Source organism: Paenibacillus sp. LjRoot56 (genome assembly GCF_964253335.1).
Taxonomy (GTDB): domain Bacteria; phylum Bacillota; class Bacilli; order Paenibacillales; family NBRC-103111; genus Paenibacillus_E; species Paenibacillus_E allorhizoplanae.
The window spans coordinates 641,067-667,534 of sequence record NZ_CAXURV020000004.1; the positions used below are offsets into that span (position 1 = coordinate 641,067).

Annotated in this window: 20 protein-coding genes; 2 read left to right on the top strand and 18 right to left on the bottom strand. The window is 46.4% G+C overall.

All coding sequences use genetic code 11. The features are described 5' to 3' along the window. Nucleotides 1-123 precede the first annotated feature (123 nt). The 14 genes from ACSQ8O_RS28780 to ACSQ8O_RS28845 all read right to left on the bottom strand — a co-directional run bounded on the left by ACSQ8O_RS28780 (nt 124) and on the right by ACSQ8O_RS28845 (nt 19,429). Nucleotides 124-2,709 carry a PBP1A family penicillin-binding protein gene (locus tag ACSQ8O_RS28780; protein ID WP_436244478.1) on the bottom strand — a complete coding sequence of 862 codons (2,586 nt, stop codon included), beginning with the start codon at nt 2,707-2,709 and terminating at the stop codon, nt 124-126. 180 nt (nt 2,710-2,889) lie between these two features. Continuing rightward, nucleotides 2,890-3,129, bottom strand: coding sequence for an RNA chaperone Hfq (gene hfq / locus ACSQ8O_RS28785; RefSeq protein ID WP_056620871.1), 240 nt, complete (start codon nt 3,127-3,129; stop codon nt 2,890-2,892). Between the two features lie 67 nt (nt 3,130-3,196). Next, nucleotides 3,197-4,168 carry a tRNA (adenosine(37)-N6)-dimethylallyltransferase MiaA gene (gene miaA, locus ACSQ8O_RS28790; protein WP_436244973.1) on the bottom strand — a complete coding sequence of 324 codons (972 nt, stop codon included), beginning with the start codon at nt 4,166-4,168 and terminating at the stop codon, nt 3,197-3,199. Next, on the bottom strand, nt 4,159-4,935 hold the full coding sequence (locus ACSQ8O_RS28795) for a class I SAM-dependent methyltransferase (RefSeq protein ID WP_436244479.1): 777 nt from the start codon (nt 4,933-4,935) through the stop codon (nt 4,159-4,161). Before ACSQ8O_RS28795 ends, miaA begins: the two co-directional genes overlap by 10 nt. A gap of 4 nt (nt 4,936-4,939) precedes the next feature. Next, a complete protein-coding gene (gene mutL, locus ACSQ8O_RS28800) occupies nt 4,940-7,075 on the bottom strand; it encodes a DNA mismatch repair endonuclease MutL (protein ID WP_436244480.1) in 2,136 nt (711 codons plus the stop codon). A gap of 4 nt (nt 7,076-7,079) precedes the next feature. Next, entirely contained in the window at nt 7,080-8,519 is a 1,440-nt protein-coding gene (locus ACSQ8O_RS28805; RefSeq protein WP_436244481.1) for a S41 family peptidase, read from the bottom strand. An 82-nt stretch (nt 8,520-8,601) separates the two neighbouring features. Continuing rightward, nucleotides 8,602-11,241 (bottom strand): DNA mismatch repair protein MutS, encoded by a 2,640-nt coding sequence (gene mutS / locus ACSQ8O_RS28810; RefSeq protein ID WP_436244482.1) that lies wholly within the window; start codon nt 11,239-11,241, stop codon nt 8,602-8,604. A gap of 238 nt (nt 11,242-11,479) precedes the next feature. Beyond that, nucleotides 11,480-12,949 carry a putative amidoligase domain-containing protein gene (locus tag ACSQ8O_RS28815; protein WP_436244483.1) on the bottom strand — a complete coding sequence of 490 codons (1,470 nt, stop codon included), beginning with the start codon at nt 12,947-12,949 and terminating at the stop codon, nt 11,480-11,482. 142 nt (nt 12,950-13,091) lie between these two features. After that, on the bottom strand, nt 13,092-13,658 hold the full coding sequence (locus tag ACSQ8O_RS28820; protein WP_056620858.1) for an outer spore coat protein CotE: 567 nt from the start codon (nt 13,656-13,658) through the stop codon (nt 13,092-13,094). 114 nt (nt 13,659-13,772) lie between these two features. Beyond that, entirely contained in the window at nt 13,773-14,732 is a 960-nt protein-coding gene (locus ACSQ8O_RS28825; RefSeq protein WP_436244484.1) for an aromatic acid exporter family protein, read from the bottom strand. Between the two features lie 78 nt (nt 14,733-14,810). After that, a complete protein-coding gene (locus ACSQ8O_RS28830) occupies nt 14,811-15,656 on the bottom strand; it encodes an ABC transporter permease (RefSeq protein WP_436244485.1) in 846 nt (281 codons plus the stop codon). Further along, complete coding sequence (locus ACSQ8O_RS28835; protein ID WP_436244486.1) at nt 15,649-16,422, bottom strand: ABC transporter ATP-binding protein; 774 nt, start codon at nt 16,420-16,422, stop codon at nt 15,649-15,651. The genes ACSQ8O_RS28830 and ACSQ8O_RS28835 overlap by 8 nt, the downstream gene beginning before the upstream one ends. Before the next feature lie 53 nt (nt 16,423-16,475). Beyond that, entirely contained in the window at nt 16,476-17,489 is a 1,014-nt protein-coding gene (locus ACSQ8O_RS28840; protein ID WP_173119318.1) for an ABC transporter substrate-binding protein, read from the bottom strand. Nucleotides 17,490-17,908: 419 nt separating this feature from the next. Further along, a complete protein-coding gene (locus tag ACSQ8O_RS28845) occupies nt 17,909-19,429 on the bottom strand; it encodes a carboxypeptidase M32 (RefSeq protein WP_436244487.1) in 1,521 nt (506 codons plus the stop codon). Between the two features lie 143 nt (nt 19,430-19,572). Here ACSQ8O_RS28845 and ACSQ8O_RS28850 point away from each other — a divergent pair, with 143 nt between their 5' ends. Beyond that, on the top strand, nt 19,573-19,896 hold the full coding sequence (locus tag ACSQ8O_RS28850) for an iron-sulfur cluster biosynthesis family protein (protein WP_436244488.1): 324 nt from the start codon (nt 19,573-19,575) through the stop codon (nt 19,894-19,896). A 51-nt stretch (nt 19,897-19,947) separates the two neighbouring features. Further along, complete coding sequence (locus tag ACSQ8O_RS28855) at nt 19,948-20,523, top strand: beta-class carbonic anhydrase (RefSeq protein ID WP_436244489.1); 576 nt, start codon at nt 19,948-19,950, stop codon at nt 20,521-20,523. 57 nt (nt 20,524-20,580) lie between these two features. Here ACSQ8O_RS28855 and ACSQ8O_RS28860 read toward each other — a convergent pair whose 3' ends face one another. The 4 genes from ACSQ8O_RS28860 to ACSQ8O_RS28875 are packed head-to-tail and all read right to left on the bottom strand — an operon-like array spanning nt 20,581 to nt 26,430. Continuing rightward, nucleotides 20,581-22,737 (bottom strand): hypothetical protein, encoded by a 2,157-nt coding sequence (locus tag ACSQ8O_RS28860; RefSeq protein ID WP_436244490.1) that lies wholly within the window; start codon nt 22,735-22,737, stop codon nt 20,581-20,583. Between the two features lie 24 nt (nt 22,738-22,761). Next, nucleotides 22,762-23,940 (bottom strand): ABC transporter permease, encoded by a 1,179-nt coding sequence (locus tag ACSQ8O_RS28865; RefSeq protein ID WP_436244491.1) that lies wholly within the window; start codon nt 23,938-23,940, stop codon nt 22,762-22,764. Continuing rightward, nucleotides 23,937-24,656: an ABC transporter ATP-binding protein gene (locus ACSQ8O_RS28870; RefSeq protein ID WP_436244492.1), complete on the bottom strand. Its 720-nt coding sequence runs from the start codon at nt 24,654-24,656 to the stop codon at nt 23,937-23,939. The genes ACSQ8O_RS28865 and ACSQ8O_RS28870 overlap by 4 nt, the downstream gene beginning before the upstream one ends. Nucleotides 24,657-24,684: 28 nt before the next feature. Next, nucleotides 24,685-26,430: an efflux RND transporter periplasmic adaptor subunit gene (locus ACSQ8O_RS28875; RefSeq protein ID WP_436244493.1), complete on the bottom strand. Its 1,746-nt coding sequence runs from the start codon at nt 26,428-26,430 to the stop codon at nt 24,685-24,687. Nucleotides 26,431-26,468: the final 38 nt, after the last annotated feature.

A 26,468-nucleotide genomic window follows, 5' to 3' on the forward strand; every position in this document is an offset into this window, starting at 1 on the left:
GCACGTACGTGCCATTAGGGCAAGAAAATATTTGCCCAACCCTTATCGGACATAACGGCTTGTCCGCTTTGGCCCGTTGGAGCTATTAGGCCCTTCAGGGCCTTATTATGCTCGCAATGTTAGTTAATTGCCGTTGCCGTTCTTCGGTTTCTCGTCAATCGGCTTATTCACCGGTAATGGCGTCGGCGTTGGACTCGGCTTAGGACTAATGGATGGGCTAGGTGTTGGTGTTGGGCTTGGCCCTGTTTCCGTTCCTGTACCAGGTTTGATCGTGGCCCCAGGGGTTGTCGAAGGGCTAGGCTTCCCACTAGGTGATGGGGATGGATTAGGATTATTCCCCCCATTACCTGGCGATGGTGACGGCGAAACCGATGGGGATGGTGACGAAATTCCGCCATTCGGAAGCGAATCATCCTTCGGAATTTCAACAGTAGCGATATTCGACTTCGCACCTGGTGTATTCGATTCGTTCGCCAGAGGTACCACATAATATTGGTAAGTTTCACCACTATTTATCGTCGTGTCCTCGACCAGCACTTTAGGTGTTTGAACAATCATTTTCGCTTCAGCCTCTGTCGCGCTTTTACGATAAACTTCGTAGCTAACTTTCTCTCCGAGAGAGGTCCATGCTATCTTAACACGCTTTGACTCCGGTACATAAGTGGCCGTAACATCTGAGATTCCACTAGGCGGTTCCTTCAAATCGTCCACATTGGCAGGCTTAACGAAGTTGGTAATTGGCTTGCCGTCTAGCGCTTTTGACATGACGGTCTTGAAAATAGCAGCCGTACTGCCGCTACCCACCGTCACATAATGTTTGGAATCGACCTTATCGAAACCTTCCCATACAGCCGCAGTCCATTCAGGCGTATAGCCAACAAACCATACATCTCGATCGTACTGTTCAATGCCCTTAATATCAAGTCCTGTTGAACCCGTTTTCCCTGCAACCGGTCGATTGAACTTCGCTTTCACACCCGTACCACCCGTCTCAACAACACCTTGCAGCAGCAGGGTCATATAGTAGGAAGTGCTTGGCTGCATAACTTGCTTTTTCTCAGGCTTATATGCTGCAACTTCTTTACCTTGAGCGTCAGTGATGCGCAAAATCGCATGTGTTTTATTTTGCGAACCTTGGTTGGCAAAAGCTGTATAGGCTCCAGCCATTTGCAATGGCGAGACACCATCCGTCAGACCACCTAGCGCAACAGCTAAATTCTGATCTTTCTGAGGATTTAAGGTGGTACCTAGTTTATTAGCAAATGCAGTCCCCGTTCCGACACCTATTTTACTTAATAACCAGACAGGTGCTAAATTGTAGGATTTCTTGACGGCTTCAAACATAGTAACTTGACCATGTGTTTGCCGATCATAGTTTTGTGGTGTGTACGAACCGAAAGACGTCTGCGTATCATCTAACATCGAATAGGGTGTGTATTTACCACTATCTAAAGCAGGGGCATAGACAGCAATTGGTTTAAAAGACGACCCTGGCTGTCTTTTGGAATACACACGACTGAACCCTTTGGTTTTATAATCCCGGCCACCGATTAACCCCATGATACCACCGGTTTTATTATCAAGTATAACCATGGCGCTCTGAATTTTCTGACCATCGGTTGCATCCTTCTGGAAAAAACTCGGATCTGCGTAGGTTTGCTCGATAGTTTGCTGAGCTTTAATATTCATCGTTGTGTAAATTCGATAACCTTTGGTCAGCAGCTCATCTTCTTCAATACCATACATGTCCTCCGCTTCATTAACCACATAGTCCACGAACGAAGCATATTCTTTCGTCCCTCCTGTGCTTGTCGATACAGGCGGTACGTAATCGACATCAGCAGCTTTGGCGCGCTCAGCCTCCGTAATATAACCCTGATCCGTCATCAGTCTTAGAACAACTGCTCGACGTTCTTTCGATAAGTCAGGATGGGTTAAAGGTGAGTAGCGGGAAGGTGCTTTGGGTAGAGCGGCAAGTGTCGCCATCTCCCATACTTCCAACTCGTTCAAATTCGATTTATTAAAGTACACCTTGGCTGCCGCTTTAATGCCGTAAGCATTGCTTCCGAAGAAAATACGATTCAAATATTTCTCTAGAATCTCATCCTTCGTAAAACGCTCATCAAGCGCAAACGCAATCGACATTTCCGTACCCTTCCGGAAAGCTGTCTTTTCCGAGCTTAGGAACACATTCTTGGCAAGCTGCTGTGTGATCGTACTTCCACCTTCAACTGCGGACATATGAATAATATCCGTGACAAGCGCACGCCCGATGGCTCTCAAGTCGACACCTGAGTGTTCATTAAAACGACGATCCTCTGTAGCGATAAAAGCTTGCTTCAGCCGTTCCGGAACGTCTTTGATATTGACACTTTCCCGATTTTCACCGCGATAGATTTTCGATATTTCAGTGGCAGGTTTATCTTTCCCATCCTTATCTTTACCTTCTTCTTGCGCATAAATAAGGGTCGACTCTGTTGTGGAGATAATTTTATCAATATTTGCATCCAGGATTTTGAAGCCGCTCATGATGACAACAATATAAATCCCCGTTGCGCAAATCACAGCAACAATTGCAGCAATGATGGAACCCATAATGAGCTTGCGTGCATTGAATTTTTTCTTCTTAGAGCCCTTATTCTGGTTTGGTTTGGACTCCCTTGGCTTGGTTTGCGGCGTGGATGGATGTCTCGTAGGTTTTTTATCCATATTCACCAACTCCCTTACGTTTCGTTTCTCTCTAGATAGATAGTCGATTTATCAAGCCCAATGAAAAATCGCCTAAATTTCAACAAAAGAACAACCTTTATACAAGGTTGCTCCCAAAAGTTTCTATTCGGTTAGACGTTTCAGTCCATTAAAAAGTTGCAAATTGAAGCGATATACAGATTATTCCGTTGCTTCTGCAGCCGCCATTAACGAAACAGCACGCTGTGGTGTGAAGGTAGAGATGGCATGCTTGTACACCATTTGTTGACGGCCTTCGCTGTCAATGATGATAGTGAAGTTATCAAATGCACGAATAAGTCCTCTAATTTGAAAGCCATTCGTTAAATAAACGGTTACGGGAATGCTTTCTTTACGCAGCTGATTTAGAAAATTGTCCTGAATATTAATGGATCGGTTCATCAGTATGTCCCCCTTAATGGAATGAAACTTTCGCCCAAACGGCGCTATTTTCTATTGGTGATATTTGTTAATTATATTCTATTTTATGTACAAACTTTCCTGCTAGTATATCACTAATCATTTCGAAATGGGCAGAAAAATTTGCTGTATCTGTCACATCAACCCAATCAATGTCCTTCATGTGCCGAAACCAAGACAATTGACGCTTCGCAAATCGACGTGTATCCCGCTTGAGCAGGATCACAGCATCTTCGAAACTGAGCTCATGCTCCAGATAACTAACGATCTCTTTGTAACCGAGAGCTTGCATGGAAATAGCTGACTTTGGGGTGCCAGCGGCCAGAAGCGCTTGTACTTCTTCGACCAATCCTTCCTGAATCATCGCATCGATGCGTTCTTCAATCCGCTGATAGAGCAGGGCTCGGTCCATCGTTAGTCCAATGATACATAGTTCGTAAGGAGATTCTTTTTTCTGGGAGGCCAAATGAGCAGTCATAGTTTCTCCAGATATATGGAAAATCTCAAGTGCTCGAATGACGCGCCTGCGGTCATTCGCATGCAGACGATTAGCACTTTCGGGATCAATTTCCCGCAATTTGGCATGAAGGGCTTCTTCCCCATACGTGTTTGCGAATTCTTCCTGCAATTGCCTGAATTCCTCATCCATGCTGACATCCGTGAATTGATAATCATAGCAAACCGATTCGATATATAATCCTGTGCCACCTACGATAAAAGGCAGCTTACCGCGCGAGTGGATGTCTTGAATTAATCCTTTTACTCGCTCTTGAAACTCGGCTGCAGAAAACGAATACGATGGATCATGAATATCAATTAGATGATGCGGGACGATTTGCTGCTCCGCCTCGCTCGCTTTGGCGGTTCCGATGTCCATACCACGATACACCTGCATCGAATCACCAGAAATAATTTCACAATCGAAGCGCTGAGCAATTTCCAAGCTGAGCTTGGTCTTGCCAACAGCGGTGGGACCAAGTAGCACGAGTAATTTCGGCTTGGCTGATGGGGCTAACACAATCGAATCACTCCATACGTTGTTTTCGTTGTTGAACGTAACACATGCTCGAACCCTAATCGAGCAAACTCAGAACTGTCTCGGTTTTCCTTAAGCACAATACTTTTGCGCGCAACGCGTCTTGCTTCAGCGATCGAAGCCAAGCTAACGGCTTCATCGTTCGCACGATGCCGAAGTGGGGATATCGCATGCGATTCCTCAATCGGACTGCGAAACATGGGATCAAAATAGACCACATCCACACTCTGCGAGTCTAACTGCTGCAAATAGGATAGGTGATGCGTGTGCCTAACCTCGATACGTCTCATTGCAGCATTCAATTCTAGTATTTCTGATTGATACTGTACCAAGCCTTCTTGAATCAGCATGGCTGGGATCTTCTCACTCTCAAGCGCTGTAACACGCCCTTCCATACCGACCACATAGGAGAATACGATGGCATCTGACGCAAGCCCCGCTGTACAATCCACAATACGGTCACCGGAAACTGCTCCTGATGCCTCAATGAGTAAATCAGGCTCCCCCCTCTGCATCCGTTTGACACGAACGAGAGACATACTTGGATGAAAAAAAGCTGCAGGGTGGTCTTCTTCATAGTACCTGATCTCTTCCCTTGTCACAAGCAGAACAGAACTATCCTTATAATTTCTCCTAAGAAGTTCCAAAGAATACTTCTTCCGGGGCACATTTCGGCCCCCATATAATACGGATAAGCGTGCGGCTTCCGCCACCAATTCAGCAGACGGGTTATACGAAGTTGTTACTAACACAGGGTTACATCACTCGCTTAAACATTTTTTCTAACTCATAGGTTGTAAAACTTACTACGATCGGTCGCCCGTGCGGACACGTATAGGGATTTCGACAGCCCGCGAGACGATCAATTAATGTCTCCATCTCCAATATACTGAGGCTTTGATTAGCCTTTATTGAAGCCTTACACGAGCACATAATCGCTGCCTTCTCGCGCAGTTTGGCGATATCCAACGCTTTGCGATCAGCAATAATGAGCTCACACATCTCTTCGACGATGCCCTTCTCTTCTCCTGATGGGAACCAATGCGGATGCGCACGTACAAGGAACGTGTTACCACCAAAGGCTTCCATATACACGCCAACTTGTTCAAATAAGGCAAGCTTATCCGCAATAACACCCGCTTCAGACGGAGTAAATTCCAGCGTAATCGGAACGAGCAATTCTTGGCTCGCCTCAGCAGGATTGCCAAAATGCTCATAAAAATATTCATAATTGATGCGTTCATGTGCTGCATGCTGATCAATTAAGTACAAGCCGGTTTCATTCTGCGCAATCAAATAGGTGCCATGCATCTGTCCAATCGGATCTAAACGAGGAAACGTTGGGAGCTTAGGTGCATCGCTATCCTCACTCGAAGGCATCAAATCCATAAATGCCTCATTCGTGCGACGTTGCTGTTGAATGGAGGTGTTTCGAAATGCTGAATCACGTACAGGCATGTAGCTCTGAGTATTTGCTGTCGTTTTTTTCGACGCAAATCCACTATCGGAAGGTGGAACAGTTCTCGAATAAGTCACGTCAGACGGCTGCTTTTGCGAAGGTGGCGTGGAAGGAAATGGCGCTGCCTGACGGTAGTCAGGAGCCGTTTCTTTAATCTGAGGTGGCAACCACTTGGTGTCATCCGTCCTCTGGTTAGAGCTTGATTCCTTCAAACCATTTAAGCCATCCAAGCTATTCGATGCTTCCAAGCCATTCCTTGCATGCAAACTCTTCGAATCTTTCAAATCCTCAGCATCTTTATGATCCTTGTAAAATTCCGCATCGAGCTCCATCGACGGACTTCGAGTTTCTTTTGGCGGCTCCACGGTACGTGTGAGTTCCAATTGTTCCTGAACGTAAGCGCCTTTCGGCACTGATGACGATTTGACTCCTGTAGGAATCAGCACTTGTCTGCCGAATAGCCGTTTCACCTCGGCTTCGATCAGTGCCGTTAGCTCCGCTTCTTTACTGAAGCGGACCTCCAGCTTGGATGGATGTACGTTGACATCCACGAGCGCAGGGTCCATCCCGATGTGCAGCGCAGCAACGGGAAAGCGATTGATCGGCAGCAGGGTGTGATACCCCTGCAGCAGGGCCTGATTCAGCGCGAAGTTACGCACATACCGACCATTGACGATGGTCGAGATGCCACCGCGATTCGCGCGTGTCATTTCGGGCTTGGCGACGAAGCCCGAGATCGTATAATCCAAGCTTTCCACTTGGAGTGGAAGCATTTGCTTGGCAATTGCCGTGCCGTATATGCCGGCAATGACTTGGAGTAGATCCCCATTGCCTAACGTTTGGAGCAATACATTGCCATTATGCTTCAAGGTGAAAGCAATGCCTGGATGAGCAAGCGAAAGTCGATATAAATAATCGGAAATATGCCCAAGCTCCGTCTGGATCGTTTTCATATATTTCAATCTAGCAGGCGTGTTATAAAATAAATCACGTACTGTCACTTCTGTTCCTCGCGATGCGGCTGTTTCTTCCACAGCACGAATCGTGCCGCCTTCGATGGTGATTTTACGTCCTAACCCATCATTCGTTGCACTTGTTACACACTCAAGCCTGGAGACAGAAGCAATACTTGGCAAGGCTTCGCCTCGGAAGCCTAGTGTACGGATCGAGAACAGATCCTTGCTCGTTGCAATTTTACTCGTAGCATGCCGCTGGAAAGCTAATTCACAATCCTCAAGAGCCATGCCTGAGCCGTTATCGGATACCCGAATTAAGGTTAAGCCACCTTCTTCAATCGTGACGTCAACACGGGTACTCCCCGCATCAACCGAGTTCTCAACCAGCTCTTTCACGACCGATGAAGGCCGCTCCACCACTTCACCTGCTGCAATTTGGTTCGCAATATGCTCGCTTAAGAGCTGAATTTTTCCCATCGTCTTAATTCCCCTTTGTAGCCTGTATAGAAACGTTCTCCCCTTGGTGAATGACCTTCAACTGTGGAAAATAATCATCAAATACATCGACATTGACGTAACTCATACCGTTTACAAGCATCAGCTTATCGGATTCAATGGCAAACGCATGCGTTCCCTTGCTATCCGTGATATCTACCGTACGATTCGGATCATTCCATGTAATTTTGGCCCCGATAAGAGCAGCTAGCCCACGTGCCGAAGCATAGAAGTTACCTTTTTCACTGAAGCTGCCGAAGCCATACCCAACGTCAACACCGTTATACGTAACATTATGTTTGGTAAACGACACTTGGATATCTGAAATACCTGTTTCATGAAGTGCTGTAATAAGCTGTGCCGAAACGCCATCAACCTTCAAGTCCGGTGTAATGCCTACTTTGTTCACTTTTCGCATTTTGGGTGTTAAGTATTCTTCGACTGTGACCTTCAAAACACTTTGATCTGGAAGCTCAAAGAGCTGCTGAACGCTCCCTTTACCAAATGTTTGCATACCAATCACTTTCGCAACTCCGTAGTCCTGTAAAGCACCCGAAAGTACCTCTGAAGCACTTGCACTATTCTCATTCGCTAAAATATAAACAGGAATCCCCAGCGGACTTCCATCTTGAAAAGTCACAGGATCATCCACACCATCACGGTTCTGGGTATGAATGAGGACGCCATCTTTTACAAAATGCTTGGCAATATTACGAGCCGTTTCTAGATAACCACCGGGATTATCACGAACATCTAGAATTAATGACTTCAGTCCTTTGGCTTGCAGCGCACTTAGTTGTTTGTCAAATTCTTCATCAGCTTCATCTGAAAAGTCCGTGATTTGTACGTAACCCACGCCATTGGCAAAACTTTTGCTGTACACTTCCGGGGAATTTACAGCTTGGCGAGTAAGTTCGAACGTTATTTCTTTATCCCCGCGAAGTACGGTCACCTTTACTATGGTACCTGCGACGCCAATAATTTTACTCCGAACAGCATCAATTGAAGTTGTCGAAGCAGCCATGCCATCCACAACTTTGATATAATCATCAGACTGCAACCCAGCTAATTCTGCCGGGGAACCTGGGATTGTTCTCGACACATATACACCTTGGTCATCAAGACCAATAACACAGCCTATGCCTTCAAAGCTATTTTCAAGGCTATTCGAGAATTGACCGTAATCCTGAGGTGTGAAGAGTACCGTATACGGATCTTTCAAACCAGCAATCATCTGCTCAATGTTCTGATTTGCCAAAGCCTCTAGGGAAACGCCACTCACATGGTTTTCGACAAGTGTCTTTCGTACGAGAACGGTCTGTAGATCCTCATCTGCCATGGCACTTGCAGGCATAACGACGGCTAGAGCCGATGCGAGTGCCAGAGTTGCTTTAACTGCTTTATTATTCAAGGGTGAGAAACTCATATACATATCTCCGTTCCAGTAGTGATCTAAAGTCAAGTTATGAAGTGTGCGATTAAAAATAACTGAAACAAGCAACCTTGGTTTACTGCAGTTTTTGCTTCCATTCATAGACTAAATTGAGCGCCTGTAGTGGCGTCATATTGATGAGATCAATGCCCTTCAACTGGTCAAGCACCAGTTGGGATTTGCCGTCAGGTTTCTTCTTGACGGCAACATCAGCTGGACTGTCCTCCTCGAAGAGGGACAGTTGCCGGATCGGTGTTGCCACGGGAAGTGCAATTGTGGCAACGGCAGCGGTCGCTGCTGCTTTCGGTACAGCTGACGCTGCCGCGCGCTCTTCAAAGCCATTCAGCAGCGCATACGAGCGCTGAATGATCGCGTCTGGCAGCCCGGCGATTTCGGCACAGTAGATGCCGTAACTCGTGCTAGCTGCCCCAGGGATGAGCTTGCGCAGGAAGGTCACCTGCCTGCCGCTTTCTTTCACGGCCATGCAGTGATTGCGCAGATGCACAAGGCTCTCTTCCAGATGGGCGAGCTCATGGAAATGCGTCGACACGAGCGTCTTGCAGCCGATCCGATCGTGAAGGAATTCAATGACCGCTTGAGCGATCGCCATGCCTTCCCCTGTCGAGGTGCCGCGGCCCAGCTCATCAATGATGACAAGGCTTCTGCTCGTCGCCTTCTCTGTCATGACCTGGATGTCCATCATCTCGACCATGAATGTACTCTGCCCGCCGATCAGATCATCTGCAGCTCCGATCCGCGTGAAGATCCGGTCCGTGACCGGAATGCGCGCGGAGCTTGCAGGTACGAAACAGCCGATCTGCGCCATGAGGCAGATCACGGCTACTTGCCGCATATACGTACTCTTACCGGCCATGTTCGGCCCGGTAATGAGCAGAATGCGGCCCTGCTCTTGAAGCAGGCTCGTCCCGTTCGCGATGAACGAGCCGTCCTGGATGACAGCCTCCACCACGGGGTGTCGTCCGTCTTCGATTTCAAGATCGAAGCCTTCGCCGATCTCCGGCTTGCGGAAGTGATGCGCCGCGCTGACCGTCGCTAGCGATTGATACACATCGGCGGTGGCAATAACCTCCGCCAGCTTCTGCAATCTGGAGATATGCTTCGAAATCCGGTCGCGCAGCTCCGTGAACAGCTCATACTCCAGATCAATCATTTTATCCTGCGCTTCCAGAATAAGCGCTTCTTTCTCTTTGAGCTCTGGCGTCACATATCGCTCCGCATTCGCAAGCGTTTGTTTACGCTCATAGCGCCCTTCCTGCAGGGCGGACATGTTGGCTTTCGTGACCTCGATAAAGTAACCGAACACTTTGTTATAGCCGATTTTGAGCGACTTAATGCCAGTAGCTTCTCGTTCTTGACGCTCCAGCTCGGCAATCCATTGCTTCCCGTTCTTGCTAGCTTCACGAAGCTGATCTAGGTAAGGTTGGTAGCCTTCGCGAATCATTCCTCCGTCACGAATAGAAACAGGTGGCTCGTCCTCAATCGCATTGGCAATCCAGGACATGACATCATCACAGACGTCCATATTCTCAACGAGCTTCCGCAGCGTTTCGGATCCCGACGTGGCACATAACTGCTGCAGCATCGGAACTTGCTGCAAGGAGTGCTTCAACGCGATCATATCGCGAGCATTGGCATTGCCATAGGAGATTCGAGCGACCAAACGCTCCAAATCATAGACTTCCTTCAGGGCTTGCTTCACATCTTCTCGCACAATCAATTGATTGTAGAGCAGATTGACAGCTTCTAATCGTTCCTCAATCCGCGCCACATTCATAAGTGGCTTCTCGATCCAACGGCGCAGCATTCGCGCACCCATGGCAGTTACCGTTTTGTCCAAAAGCCACAATAACGACCCTTTTTTCGCACGCTCACGAACCGTTTCAACGAGTTCTAAATTTCGACGAGTAAACGGATCCATCGTCATAAATTGATCAGGTTCATAGATGCGAATGTGCTTCACATGCGTTAGTGCTCTTTTTTGCGTTTCTTTTAAATAAGCAAGCAATGTAGCAACACCTTGTCGACTGATGCTAGATAAATTTGATAACGCGGCATCTTCTGCAAAATGCTCATCAAGCAAGGTTTCATCCGCTCTGCTCCACTCCGTTAGCACCATATTTCGGCCCCACGCAGCACCAGACTCGCGAATCGTTGTCAGCAGCACTTCACTGGTAACAATTTCAGATGGATTATAGACATTTAACTCATCAACGACGAGCTCCCAGGAATTAGCCAGTTTCGTTGTGTAAAGCTCCCCTGTTGAAATATCACAGGCTGTAAATGCATATCCATCCGCTTGGTTGACCAAAGATACAATATAGTTGTTGACGGATTCTCCAAGGAGTTTGCTATCCATCACTGTACCTGGCGTAACGATCCGTACGATTTCTCGGCGTACAACGCCTTTGGCCTCAGCAGGATCTTCCACCTGTTCACAGATGGCAACTTTGTAGCCTTTCTCAATTAAGCGGGACATATAGTTGTCCGCCGCATGATGAGGGACGCCACACATCGGGATTTTCTCTTCACCGCCACCTTCACGGCCTGTTAACGTAATCTCTAATTCGCGGGACGCATTAATGGCATCTTCAAAAAACATCTCATAAAAATCGCCCAGACGAAAAAATAAAAAAGCATCTGGAACTTGTGCCTTCACGGCTAAGTACTGCTGAATCATCGGCGTATATGTAGCCAACTTGTGTTCCTCCAACCTATTCCGTTATTAAGGTGAACTCTTTGAAACTATCATTCTTATTTTCATCCGTACACAACTTAATAGAAGTCATTCTGCTTGCGGCATACCCAATAATGGCCCAGCAAGCAGAACAACGAAATTCGTGTACAGCCTTCACATTCCATTCATTTTCCAACCAATTTCCAACTACTACTAATCTCGTAAATATCCCTAACTCTATGATGCGATAGATAATCTATTATAACATGATTCCTTCATCAAAAGCTTCTTTCAGCACCCCGGGTGCAATTTTCCAAGCGAACCGAATGTCCGCCATTTCGTTCCACGACACCATGGAAGTGATTTGTGATCGAAGACCTTCCAACAATCCAGCATGGACCTCATACCCCTTGAGTTGCTCCAAGTCCTTCCATAGCTTCTCTACTTCATCTTTTAGCCTTCGCTTATCACCACTGTAATACGCGGCTTGGATATCAGGTTCTTGCAGTGGCTTCCGCGTTAATCGCAAGTAGTTATTCACGATCAGCGCAGCCAATGCGAATACACCGCGAGTGATGACGGGAGAGGCCAGCCAACTCGGCAACGTCCGGTACTCGAACCCCCCATGCGACTTCTTACGGAAGTCTCCAAGATAGCCATATCGTGGTCGCCGACCACGCGTCGATTCATCCTCGATCAAGATCAGCGGCAGCGCGAGATAGTTATCCAGCGCACGCAGCAGATGCCCATTCATCCAGCAGCGGCTAAAATGCAGGTGACCGCCCAGCGGGTAGCCGCGCACGGGCATGCCACCCGAGCACCAGGCGAGGCTATGGTCTGTGATCTTCCGTGCGGCAAGCCCCATGGTTACACGCACGTTCTTTGCGAGCTGCAGCGGGTCCACGCTAGGCTGCGGGCGCAGCTCAGCCAGCGGCAGAATCACGCGATGCCCGCTTAGCACGATAGCATCGCTGCCTACGGCGCCATCGCGGGTTAGGAAGCGGTCGGCGAAGACGACCTTGCCCTGCGGGTTCACGAGCAGGAACTCCGGATCGCAGCCGAGCATTGCTCGCTCTTTGCGCTCCAGCTCTTTCGCAAGTGATTGATCGTATTGATCGATCGCTTGCGCGAAGAGCTGCACCAATCTCCCGTTCAGCTTCGGAACGGGATCGACATCCAGCACGAGTGTATGCCCCGTCGGCGTGATGCCAATGGTGACGAGGCCATAATCTAAGCCAAGGGCATAGATCGCTTTGACGGATTCTCGGCTCGCCCTCCGAGAGTGGAAATTGATTTGTGCTGGACCCACTTCTATGTAAGCAGCATTCACATTCACTTGTCTTTGATGCTGCAAGGACTTCTCCGAAAGCAGGACCGTCTCCTTTTTCTCATAAATAAGAAGTGTTTGGAGATGAAACACAGCTACTTTATATTTATGCGTAAAAAGCACGGGTTCCCTTTTCCCTCTTGAGGAGACTGACTGTGAGGTGATCGTTTTCATACCGTGAAGTTGTAACAGCGCATCTCGCTTCCTTCGATTCTGAGCGCGCATGATCGCTTTAATGGGCTGCAGAGCAAGCTTCTGGGGATATTCATCATGTGCAGCTCCCCAATGAATGATGAGCTGACCTTGCCAATCCACCGGAAGATTGGTTCCACTCGGAATACGGATTCGTTCGGCCAGCTCCTTTGCGTCTTTCTCCTGTGCGTGCAGGAAGAAGGTTTCCATTCTAACACCTCCTATTCACCTATTACCACTGCTCCTGGCGCTTTATATACGCGAATGCCCAAATGTGCGAATACAACAAAAAAGAGGGCAAATGCCCTCTGCCGAACCTCTTTAGCCCGCATATAATGGCGTATAAGATCCCCTAATCCAGTTCATCCTCGAGCAGATCGGCGTCCAGATCCTCAAAATCACCATCGCCACTGTCATCGAAATCCACGTGCTTGTCGTCGAAGTCATTGCAGCCGTTGGTGCAAACGACTACACAGACTTTCGTTTCGGCAATGAGCTCAACTTGAAACTCGCGTTCCACCCGAATGATGACGCTGTCGCCGCTTGAAGAGATGCTGGCCTCTACGCAGTTCGGCTCTTGCGTCGCGACAGCTGATACTTCGGCTGTCGTCGGCTTATGTTTTTTGTCCAAGTAGCTTAGTCCAACGATTTCTACATACGATACGGTTTCTTTTGCTACGTCTGTTTTGGTGTTACGATCGTAAGAATACCAGATGTTGATATCGTAAGTACCAACTACCTCTACGCCCTCTCCAGAATGGACAGCCTCGAATTGGTTATTAATAATCCAAGCGCCCAAAATACTGGTTGGAGAATAAGGCGGAGTCACGGTATGACTTACATGAGAAAATTTGCGACCTTTACCGCAGACAGCCTTTGTAATGATCTCTCTGCATTGCAAATCTTTATCTAATGACATCCTTTCAACCTCCTCCATACAATCATTCATTACAAGTGTATGCAGGACAGTAGTCTAGAGTGACAATTATTTTATATTATTTTTGAGATTCAAAAATACTTATATCTGTCAGAGTCAACCCGCTTCAGGTCGGTGTTTTTTTTGCTTTTTGGCAATACCTAAGTAGTGCATTAACTCTCTGTTAAGCTGTAAAATCGCTGATCTCACTTCGAATTCTTCTCGAGTCTCGGGCAATGGCATTCCCTTGTAACGAGCATTCAGCTCTTGTAATTCTTTCTCTGCTTCCCCTGTATAATAGTCTTCCTTCACAGATTGGCTAATATCTTCGAAGATCGCAGCAACCAACTCTCCTTGTGGCAAGGTCTGATACACCCCGGCAACGAGATCAATCATCCGATGTATGGATTCCAGCTGTTCGCCTCTCATGTAGAAATACACGCGCCAGTAAGGATCCCAACCAAACAACAACGTATTCTCCATTGACCGTTTCGCCAAGCTTGCCCCGCGTTCAATTTCCTCACTGACTTCGAGAAGCTCTTTCCCATCCCAAATCACCGTATTATCCCGAAGATGCTTCGCAATATTGACAAAAATGTCGGAAAACAATCCCTCTATTTGTTGTTTATGAGCGATAAGTGCGGCATCAGCCTTCGGCATATAAGCAATATTGATAAGAGTAGCTGAACCCAGTCCAATAACTAGCAAGATGAGTTCATTAAATACTGTCGGCCAGTCCGCTGATTCATAAGCAAAAAGATGCAGCATGACGACCGCGCCTGTTACAGCCCCTTCGGTAATCCGGAGCCGAACTAGAACTGGAAACACGATAAGAATAAATAAACTAACGACCCAAATATGGAACCCAAGCAGGTTAAATAAGACCGAACCGATGAGTAGTGCCAGAATGGATGCCGCGATACGGTGCAAGGCACTTTGGATGCCTTTCTTCTTCGTCACTTCAATGCCCAGAATGGCAAGAAGCCCCGCTGCTCCAGGCGTATGAACCCCTAATATATACGCCAGATACATCGCGATTATGACCGCAATGGCTGTTTTGAGCACACGAAAGCCCATAGTGTTTCACCTCTTTTACAGGTTTTTCTATGGGCTCATTATTTCATTTTGCATAGGGCTGTGGCAAGTCTTTCCTGATTACCGATGCTTCGTTAATTTTTTCTCTAAATTGGCTACGAGCTGATACATCACCGTTGCGACGATTGCGATTACGAACAGGGTAGATATCACTAAGGTGAAATTAAAAACTTGAAAACCATATATGATTAAGTATCCCAGCCCCTTCTGGGACACTAAAAATTCGCCAACGATGACGCCGATCCAGGCCAAGCCTACATTGACTTTCAGCGTAGAAACGATAGCAGGAAAAGAGGATGGCAAGATCGCTTTGAGAAATACCTTACGCTGATTGCCTCCAAATAATTTTACGACCTTGACGTAGTTATGATCCACTTCCTTGAAGCTGCCATAAACGACAAGCGTTGTAATAATGACCGTGATCGACAGTGTTGTTGCGATAATCGAGAGCAAGCCAGGACCAAATCCGACAATAAATAAAGGACCCAGTGCAACCTTAGGCATACTATTCAGCACGACAATGTAAGGATCCAGCACACGCGACAGAAATGGCGACCACCAAATCACAACCGCTAAAGCTGTACCCATGATCGTCCCCAAGAAAAATCCAATAATCGTCTCCTCTACTGTGACCGCTACATGTGGAAGCAGCGTACCGTCTAGCAGTTTCTCCCAGAGTAGTGCGAGTACCTTGGTCGGATAACTAAAAAGCAGGACATCAATCCACTTCAAACGTGAGGCAATCTCCCATAGGGATAAAAATAGAAGTAAAATGGCCGCTTGAAAAAGTCGTACCCACTTCGTCTCTCTCTTCCTCGCCTTCAGAAAACGCTGATGTACGTCCTGCTTTAATGTCTCATCCTGTTGATTGGTTTGGATGCGCTGGTGGTTATCGTGATTATCCATGCTGCACACCCCCAAACTCCTGCCAAATTTGCCGAAATAATGCATGAAATTCAGGCAATTCTCTCGCTTCAAATGGCACAGCTGCCCTTACCACCTCTGGCATTAGGAAGGACCTGCGAATTCGCCCTGGATTCGGAGCCAGTACGATAATGCGATCACTCATCGCAATCGCTTCTGAAATATCATGCGTGACCAGAATCGCTGTTTTCTTCTTGGCGCGCAGCGTCTCTACAACCAAATCTTCTAGCTGCAGCTTCGTTTGATAATCCAGTGCCGAGAAAGGCTCATCTAATAGTAGCAGCTCAGGTTCTGTTGCCAATGTTCGAACAAGTGCAACACGCTGTCTCATCCCGCCAGACAACTGCGCAGGATAATAATCTTTGAAAGCTAGCAGACCCATTTCCTCCAATAAGTGAAGCGCCCCCTGCTTCTTCTCTTTCGTCAGAATGCCTGCGATTTCCAGTCCCATACAAGCATTAGCTTCAATCGTCCGCCAAGGAAATAAGTAGTCCTGCTGCAGCATGTAACCCACTTTAGGCGATGGCCCCTGTACGTGATGCCCTGCCACGATTATCCGGCCTGACGTCGGTGGAAGGAGTCCCGCAATGATGGATAAGAGGGTAGTTTTGCCACAACCACTAGGTCCAATCAGACTGACGAACTCGCCATTCGCTATGTCAAACGATATTCCTTGTAAGGCAAGCGTTGCCCGCTCCTCAGTTACGTAAACCTGTGTGACATCTCCGACCTGAACAGCTGTGTCCATGGCACCTAACCTCCTCTTATCTTCATCCTGCGTTGAGTAGTTCGTACATGAGATTATTTCTTAACGGTTGATTTCGCTTTTTCTGCAAAAGTGTTATTCACCAGTTTGCTCCATGCCACTTTCTCTTTCAGCTCTCCAGCTGATGTCATCACGTCAAGCAAGTTATTCCATTCTTTCTCATCCACAATGCCATCCGTTGCGAAAGAGCCCTGATCTTTGTATCGTTTCACAACATTTTTCACAATCGCTACATCAATATCTTTAAAATAAGGCAATACCGCTTCCGTGATTTCATCTACGCTCTTCGCGGCAACCCATAACTGCGCCCGTTGAATCGCATTCGTGAATTTCTGAATGGTGGCCGGATTGGCTTTTATGAAGCTTTGCTTTGACATAAACACGGTATAAGGCAACTGTCCGCTTTCGACTCCGAAGGATGCAAGTACATAACCCTTGCCCTCTTTCTCAATGATCGATGCTTGCGGCTCGAAAAGCTGTACGTATTCACCAGTTCCCGAAGCATATGCCGATACGATATTCGCAAAATCAATGTTTTGAATTAACTGCAAATCCTTCTGCGGGTCGATATTGTGCTTCTTCAGCGTGAACTCTCCTGCCATTTGCGGCATGCCGCCTTTACGTTGACCAAGGAACACTTTCCCTTTGAGTGCATTCCAATCCAGCTTATCGACTTTTGTTCGAGCAACTAGGAAAGTGCCGTCCGTTTGGGTCAATTGTGCAAAATTAATAACTGGATCATCCGAGCCTTGTTGTGACACGTAAATCGATGTTTCTGACCCAACGAGTGCGACATCAATCGCATTCGAGAGCAGCGCGGTCATCGTTTTGTCTCCACCAGGTGTTGTTGTCAGCTCTACATCGAGCCCTTCATCTTTGAAAAAGCCCTGTGATAGCGCAACATACTGCGGTGCATAGAACAAGGAACGCGTCACCTCACCAATGCGCACCTTCGTTGTTTCTTCCGTTTTGGTTCCACACGCTGAAGCGATTAAGCTTAAGAGCAGAACGACGGATAATGTGAATCCCCATCTTTTCCGATTGTTCATAGGACGTCCCTCCGATTTGAATTGTAATGTATCCTATGCAGGAGCCCAGACGTCGGTTAATGGTTCTTCCAGAAAAGCTAATGGAGTTGAATAAATTTGGGATTTATGACGAAGATGCTGCGGTGTTTGTGCGTGTGCACGAAGACATGTCGAGGGATTGAATGAGGTTTTGAGCATATCGCAATCCTCCACTCGAAAGGAAGAAAAGTTTATCATGAGTGAGAAGTTGAATGAGGGAGTAACTGTTGATGTTCGGATAGAAGGAAGCAATAGTTGATAGTTGGTGGGTCGTTGAGCGTAAGATAGAGATGAAAGACAAGTAGCGACACGAAAAAACAGCTTCCCCCGACGAAAAAACCGTCAGAAAAAGCTGTTTTATCTCACACTCTTATGAATAAAAACATTGAGCTCTGTAATTACTAAATGCCATAGATTTCGGAGTACTTCTCTTCCAGATACGCGACCAAATACTCCGGATTCAACGGCTCGCCCGTTACTTGTTGAATGATTTCGTTCGGTGTCAGCAGTTTACCATGCTGGTAAACCTTCTCTGTCAACCACTCTTTGATCGGTGTTAGGTTGCCTTCAGCAATTAAGCTATCAAAGTTAGGCAGTTCTTTGCGAAGCGTGTTCGTGAACTGTGCCGCGTACATGTTCCCAAGCGCATACGATGGGAAATAACCGAACGCACCGCCAGACCAGTGTACATCCTGTAGGACACCTTCGCCGTCGTTCGGAGGCGTAATTCCCAAATACTCCTCGTATTTGGCATTCCACGCCGCAGGTAAATCCGCTACAGCGATCGTGCCGCTGAATAGCCCTTTTTCCAGCTCATAGCGAATCATAATATGTAAGTTGTACGTAAGCTCATCCGCTTCAATTCGGATCAAGGATGGCTCGATATGGTTAATCGCACGATAGAAATCGTCTACGCCAACCTCATCGATTTGCCCGCTAAAGGTCGTCTGAAGTTCACCGTAATAGCGATCCCAGAACTGTTTGCTGCGGCCAATGACGTTCTCCCAGAAGCGGGACTGCGACTCGTGAATCCCCATCGAAGTACCAGAGCAGAGATTCGTACCTACGAGGTCAGTAGAAATATTTTGCTCATACAGCGCGTGTCCGCCTTCATGAATCGTTCCGAATAGGGCTGATGTGATGTCATTTGGCAAGTAACGCGTCGTAATCCGCACATCGCCTGGGTTCAACGCTGTCGCAAATGGGTGTACCGTCTCGTCTAGACGGCCAGCGTCGAAGTCATATTGCATCTGTTTCAAAATAGCAAGCGAGAATTGCTTCTGCTTCCCAATATCAAACTGTTGATCTAAGAAGGAACGATTCGGCTGATTCGCTGAAGCACTAATCTTTGCAAGGAGTGGCACAGCTTTTTCTCGAAGGGTACCGAATACTTCATCCAGCTTTTCAACGGTCATCCCTGGCTCGTACATATCCAGCAAGGTGTTATATTTATGCCCTTCATAGCCCCACAGCTCAATAAACTCCTGTGTAGCCGCCACGATTTTCTCCAAATATGGCTGAAAAGACGCCCAATCCGAATTATGCTTCGCGCCTTCCCATGCGGACTCTGCTTGAGACGTTAACACGACATAAGCTTGATATTTGTCAGCTGGAATTTTTTTGCTGCGATCGTATTCTTTTTTGCATTCTTGCACCATTTTGCGGGATATGGGATCTAACTGCTCTAGCTCATCCGGCTGCATGAAGAAATTAACATAGTCGCCCATCTCTTCCGATGTAGACATTCGAAATACCTCGGTGGAGAGCTCACCGACAACCTCAGAACGTGTTTCGATCCCTTTTTTTGGAGCACCTGTCCACATGTCCCAATAGATCAAAGAGATCGCCTCTTCGTACTGCTTCATTTTACGAACATAAGCTTTGAACGATGCCAATTTGGCATTACCAACACTAACACTCATGTGCTCATCTCCTCCCAAATGTTTCATAAATATCATACTTCCAACGAGAGTTAGAATCAAATTTCGATCTGAATGTGGTAGAATAAGGACTAGCATTTATTCAACATTCTGTTTGTTGTGCAACGAAGTGAGGAGATGACCTTATGAACATTACATTTACCGATACAGCTAAACAACGATTAACGCCTTGGATGGAGCAAAATAACACCCTAATTAAGCTCGTTTTTGATACAGAAGGCTGTGGCTGCTCCGTGAATGGCGTACCTACCCTATGGTTGGTTTCTGAGGCTAATGGTGATGATATTTCCGCTGTAACCGATACGTTTCCTTTGATATTTAAAGCGAAGGACGAGATCTTTTTCGAGGACAACATGAAAATCGACTTCCATGAAGGCAACAAATCCTATATACTGAAGAGTAATAATCAGATTTACAATGCGGGTATGAGCTTAGTCGATAAACGATAAAGCTGCACAAACATAGACATGCAGCACATCAACTTACCTGGAGGGAAACCCATGTCTTTAATTAATGAGATTTTAAGCTACAACAAGGATTTCGTAGAAACGAAGCAATATCAAGAGTTTCTGACTACGAAATTTCCTGACAAACGAATGGTTGTCATCACGTGTATGGATACGCGACTTGTGGAATTACTTCCAAAGGCGATGAATCTTCATAATGGAGATGCCAAAATCATTAAAAATGCTGGCGCCATTATCTCTCACCCCTTCGGAAGTTTAATGCGTAGTATTATCGTCGCCGTTTACCAGCTGGATGCCGATGAAGTATTCGTCATTGGACACTATGATTGTGGTATGACAGGACTTAACTCGGAAACAGTCATTGCCAACGCAAAAAAAAGAGGCATCTCCGACGATGTCATTGAAACATTGGGACATGCTGGCATTGATCTAAAACGCTGGCTCACTGGTTTCGAGCATGTGCGCGATGGCATCGAGAAAAGTGTTAATATTATTCGGAATCATCCTTTACTTCCCAAAAATTTACCCGTACATGGTCTGATCATCGACCCAGAAACAGGTCGTTTAGATCTCGTTGACGCGGCATACCCGCCTGCATCAGAGGTGTAATAAAAAAGAAAAAGAGTAGATCCAATTCTAACTGGACCTACTCTTTTTTATTTGTCGTTATGGCTTAATCGTACGGATCAAGCGTTTCGCTTCACCATTCGGAGTAGAGATAACCTCATAAATGTTGAAATAGGAGCCTGTATTCAGTTGCTCAGATCTAATATTGGTAAATTCGAGGAACTGAACGCCAGACAATATTCTTTGCTGACCTGTAAAGGTCATTGGTTTGGAGCTCAGTAAGCGTCCTTCGGTATCTACAACCTCAAAAACGAGTGAAGAGAAATTCGCATCTGTGATGACTTGTGCTTGGCGCTGAACATCTAGATCTAATCGCAAACGATAACTATAGGACCCATCTTTGCTATACGTAGCGCTAAGCGAGTAATCGTCGAAGTCGATCGTAAATGGATACACAGAGATTGGTCCCGTCTCTGGGATTGGCTGCACTTCCGTTTTAAATGAACCAACTGCCAAACGGTTCGTATCATAGAGATTTAGTGCAAGTTTATCTGCATCCTCACTATCTGGCACCATGTAAGAATAATTCAACACATAGCTCGTGTTTGGTGCAATGTTTTTGGCCACATTGGTTTGACGCACACCTGTATAGGTGTAGCCATCTTCATTCGTCAGATCGGTTTGGAAATCAGGCAAAGCCAATGTTGTCGTGCTTTTATTCGTTAGTTTATACTTCGCAACTACCGTCTTATACCCGAAGTCTGTGTTCACACTCATTCCTAGTTCAACGAGCGACATGTCCATATTCGAATCCATGCTATTCGTCGAGGCTAGCTTAAATGGTTCACCGATCTTATACGCTGACGCAGCAGCATAAGTTGTCGCTTCGCCAGCAACACCTGCACCTGCAAGTGAAGTCACGGAAACGGGCAGCGATGCTACTTGCTTCGAATTATCCGTGTTACCTGCAGCACCTGTTCCTGTTCCTGATCCATTTCCTGTTCCTGTGCTTGCTCCTGTAGTTGTGGAGGCAGCCGCGCTTTGCTTCTCCAGTACGACCAGTTGTAACGCTTCTGCATTAAGTGAAGCGGGTACAACACCTTGGAAATGGAACGTCGTCGACTCATTCGGAGATAAGTAAGCAGAACGAACGGCATTATCGCTCGATGTCACACCTACATTACTACGACTCGCCTGGAATTCTCCAGTCAAGTTAGGAACTGTAACAATGCCATCACTTTCGTTCGTCAATGTCACATTCGCTTGCACATGTAACCCATCTGTTTGCTGAACAGCTGATGCCCATGAGGTCGACATAACTAGCCCGTTCAAAGCATCACTCGCATCTTTATTCGGGTAGGCAATTTTGTCACTGAGACGGCCAACTGAGAAGGTTTTAGCTGCATTCAGTGTACCCAGAAGTGTCGTTTTCACTTTTCCTTTAGGCGAGAACAGCAATGATAATTTACTCGTATCCAGTGTAGCGGGAACAGCTGCTTGAAGCGTCGCTGTCACAGGCTGATCAGGAAGCAAGGCACCTACATTAGCTACAAACTGAGCGCCATACGTCAACCCTTTGCTATCTTGGAAATTGAGTTCTAGTCCATCTGGCAGCTTCACACTGGCACTGCTTTCGTTAGACAGAGTCAGATCCGTGTAGACCATCCACACGCCATCTTTGTACACTTTATAGCTTTTTCCTAATTTAGCGGTAACTAACGTTTCTTCAGCGAGCGTCGTATCAATCTCTTTTAAGTTAATAACGGCTTGTTGTTCCAACGTTTGACCTGTTTCGACCATCGCAGATTCGACAGAAAGCGCACCGATATCAGATGTCGAATTATTATTCCATTGGAAAATATCAACCTTCAAATCGGAAGGTGTCAGATTGTTCGGAACTTCTGACGTAAATTTAAACGTCCCCGTTTCTCCTGCCTTCACACGTGCAACAACCTTCTCATTGAGCTTCGCAGTATACGTAATGCCATTGGCATCAATGACTTTTACGCCATAATTATTGAAATCGACGATACCATCACTATGATTGTTCAAGCCTAATGAGAAACGAAGCGAACCATCCTCGGCACCAACCGATAACGACACTTTGTCCAGAGTAAAATAGACGGAATCACTGAGAAATACACCTTCCTTGCCAGCGAAAGCTGATGTTGCCAAAGGAAGTGTTAAAAAGCTTGCAGCGGTTAGCAATAAAGCCGAACGGCTGAGCAGTCGTTTCATCTTACGTTGTTGGATCACTGGGAGTCCTCCTTGTAGTTACATTTAGTCAGAACGCAATGCGTCGATCGGACGCAGTTTAGATGCTTTGTTTGCCGGATATAAACCGAAAACCACTCCGACTAATACAGAGAATAAGAAAGAATAAAGGCCTACATTAAAGGAAAGACTGGTCGACTGCTTCGGACTAAAATATGGTAAAGCATATGAGAATCCGATGCCTAGCAGCAGTCCAATTAAACCACCCATACCACTAATAACGACCGCTTCCACTAGGAATTGAAGCAAAATATTACGACGCTTAGCCCCAATTGATTTGCGAATCCCAATTTCACGTGTTCGCTCACTTACTGTAACTAACATAATATTCATGATTCCAATTCCACCGACGAGCAAGGAAATCAAGGCAACCGCCACTAATTGATTCGTAAGTGTATTCGTTGCTTCAGTCCGTGCTTTCAACAACTCGTCCTGATTCGTTAATACAAATCCAGTATCGCTCTTGAATTTATACGTCAGGTACTGCTTCATCGTCTCTTGCGCTGTGTAAATATCATCCTTCGTAGGTGCTTCGACATACGTTGTTCGAATTTGACCCAGCTTGAATTGACGTCTAGCAGATTCTAACGGCACGATAACTGAGCTGTCTACAGAAGCTCCTCCAATATTGGATCCCTTTTCCTTAAGTGTACCGATCACGTTGAAAACAACACCATCAATGTTGATATTTTCACCAACTGGATTCAATGTCCCAAAAAATTTCTTCGTGACTTCACTGCCCAGAATGGCTACATTCGAACGAAATTCAAGGTCTGTCGGCGACAAATTTCGACCCTTGTCGATGGTTGCTTTGATGATGTCGAAATAGCGGTCATTCGTTCCAAGGACGTTATATTTTTCTTGCGTGCGATCATATTTGACATTAGAACCATTCTTGGACATCGTTGGCGCAATGGATTTGAATTCTGGGAAATTCTCGAAATTCATTAAGTCATCATAACTGAGCTGTGTCGCACGCCCATTCCCCGTCGCCGTTACGACGAGCAAATTCGTTCCCATGTTCTCGTATTGCTTCGCAATAGCTTCCGAAGTTCCTTGTCCGATGGAAACGAGTGTGACAACTGAGCTTACGCCAATAATAACGCCAAGCATGGTCAGGAATGTACGCAGCGGACTTGAAATGATCGTCCGAAGCGACATCCGGATCAGTTCACTTACCTTCATACACTCACCTCTTGCTGCACTAGCGACTTCTTCGTGTCATTCCGATAATCATCCACGATGACGCCGTCGCGGAGGGCAACGACACGCTTTGCATTATCCGCGATATGATGATCATGCGTAATGAGAACAATGGTGTTACCTTGTGCATTCAGTTGCAGGATAAGCTCCAGCACTTCCTCACCTGTACGCGAGTCCAAAGCACCTGTCGGCTCATCTGCCAAAATCAGCGAGGGTGAGATCGCCAATGCACGTGCAATGGCTACCCTCTGCTGTTGACCGCCTGACAGCTCACTTGGCCGGTGATGACCACGTTCTCCCATGCCCAGCATTTTCAACATCGCATTCGCACGTTCCTTACGCTCTTTCTTAGCAATGCCAGCATAGATCATCGGGAGCTCAACGTTTTCCATCGCGGTTAGTCTTGGAAGCAGATTAAATTGTTGGAAAATAAAGCCAATCTTCTGATTTCTAAGCTCTGCCAGTTCATTATCACTCATACGCTCAGTAACGACGCCGTCCAGGGTATAGCTACCTGATGTAGGAACATCCAACAAGCCGATCGTATTCATCAGTGTCGACTTGCCGGAACCACTGGGACCGATAATGGCAACGAAATCTCCATCAGCAACAGTTAACGATATGTTACGCAGAATGGGAAGATCTTCATCACCGCGTCTGTACGTTTTCGTTATATCTTTCAGTTCAATGATATTCATCAAAGAAATAGCTCCTTTCAGGGCAGCCTTATCTGTTACCGCCACCGGCATTACCACCACCGGTAGTACGCTGTGCAGCTCCGCCTCCAGCATTACCACCTGCTGCTCCGCCAGCTCCACCTGCTCCACCTTGCTGGAAGCCACCTGCTCCACCACCGCCAAAGCCACCGGCTCCGCCGCCTTGCTGGAATTGCTGTCTTAAGCGATTGATCTCATCTGTACTTAGATTTTGCTGTCTTCTAACAGCCGCAGGCAATACGACTTTATCGCCTTCCTTAAGTCCATCCGTGATCTCAATTTGTGTTGTCGAACGAATACCAATTTTCACTTCATGTTCAGGTTCAGATGTTCCATCCGCTTTCTTCACGGTTACAACACGTTTACCTCGTTGCAGCTGAAGCGCTTCAGGCGGGATATACAGCACGTCCTTTTTATCCTGAATCAAAATTTCACCTGTTGCCGTCATCCCATATTTCAACACATTATCTTTATTTTCGGTGGCTAAAATAACATCGTAGAACGTTACACCGTTCGTTGTTGTACCAACCGTAGAAACTTGTGTCACTTCTGCTGGGAATGTGCGTCCAGGGAAAGAGTCAACCTTAATTTCCGCTTTCATCCCCACTTTAATATTAGGTAAATCAAGCTCATCCACTTGCACAGGAAGCTGCATTTTGGCAAAACTTGCTACAGTACCAAACTGAGTCCCGCTTGTAACCCTTGTTCCCGGTCTGAAGTTGCTAAGAATATCCACTTTTTTATTCACGAAATCTGTTGAGAATACGCCATCGAAAGGAGCTAGAATTTTCAATGCTGTAACGCGATCTTGTGCCGCATCCACTTTCAACTTCTGACGTTCTAGCGCAGCTTGCGCCGTCGTTATATCATCGTCTAAGGTATCATTTAGGAAGGAGGCAAGCAGATCACCTTGGTGTACAATTACACCTGTTTTGAAAGGCATTGTGGAAATACTGCCCGTCGTACCTGCAAGTACTGTAGCAATTTGTACGTACTGTAATGCGGCTTTCCCTTGCGAATCAACCGTACGTCCGCCAATCGTTGCAGATCCCATTGCATTCAATCCTGCATCCATGGAATTATCATTCTTAATTTGAATATCGATATCGACAAGCTTACCACCCTTACCATCCGATTTCGGGTCTTTGGAAATGGCCGCTATCGTTCCTGTTTTGGTGATCATGAAACCATCAACCGTTATGTCAATGGTATCGCCTTTATGTAGTTGTGCAGCATCCTCCACAAAAAATGGCAAGGTTACTGTTAGTGTACTTGCATCGCCAATCGTGGCGATTTTCGTTGATTTATTAATCGTTGCACCAACATCAATATTGGCATACGTTAATTTCCCGCTAATTGGTGCCGTTACGCCTGTTATTCCTTTTTGTTGCTGCTTCGTATTCAAATCTTTCTCCAATTGCTCATAAGTCACCTTGGCATCTTGAAGATCGTTTTCCAAGTTTGAACTTGTCAACTCGATAAGCACATCGCCCGCTTTAACCGCTTGATTACGTGTCAGGTTAATCGATTTGATGCTAGCATTTTCCGTCGACGAAATGGTTTGGGTATCTTTGGGCTCAAATTGAGCTGTTCCCGAAACGGAGGAGCGAATGTTTCCTTTTTTAACATCAACCGTAACTTCTTTGGCCACTGCTGCTTTCGATTTCTTCCCTTTCGTTAGATACGCATAGGAACCACCAGCGCAAACGAGAATTGCCACAATCAAAATGAACCATTTACTGCGAAAAAATTTCATTCTGTTACTTCCCCCTTAGCATTTGTACGCTTGTACAT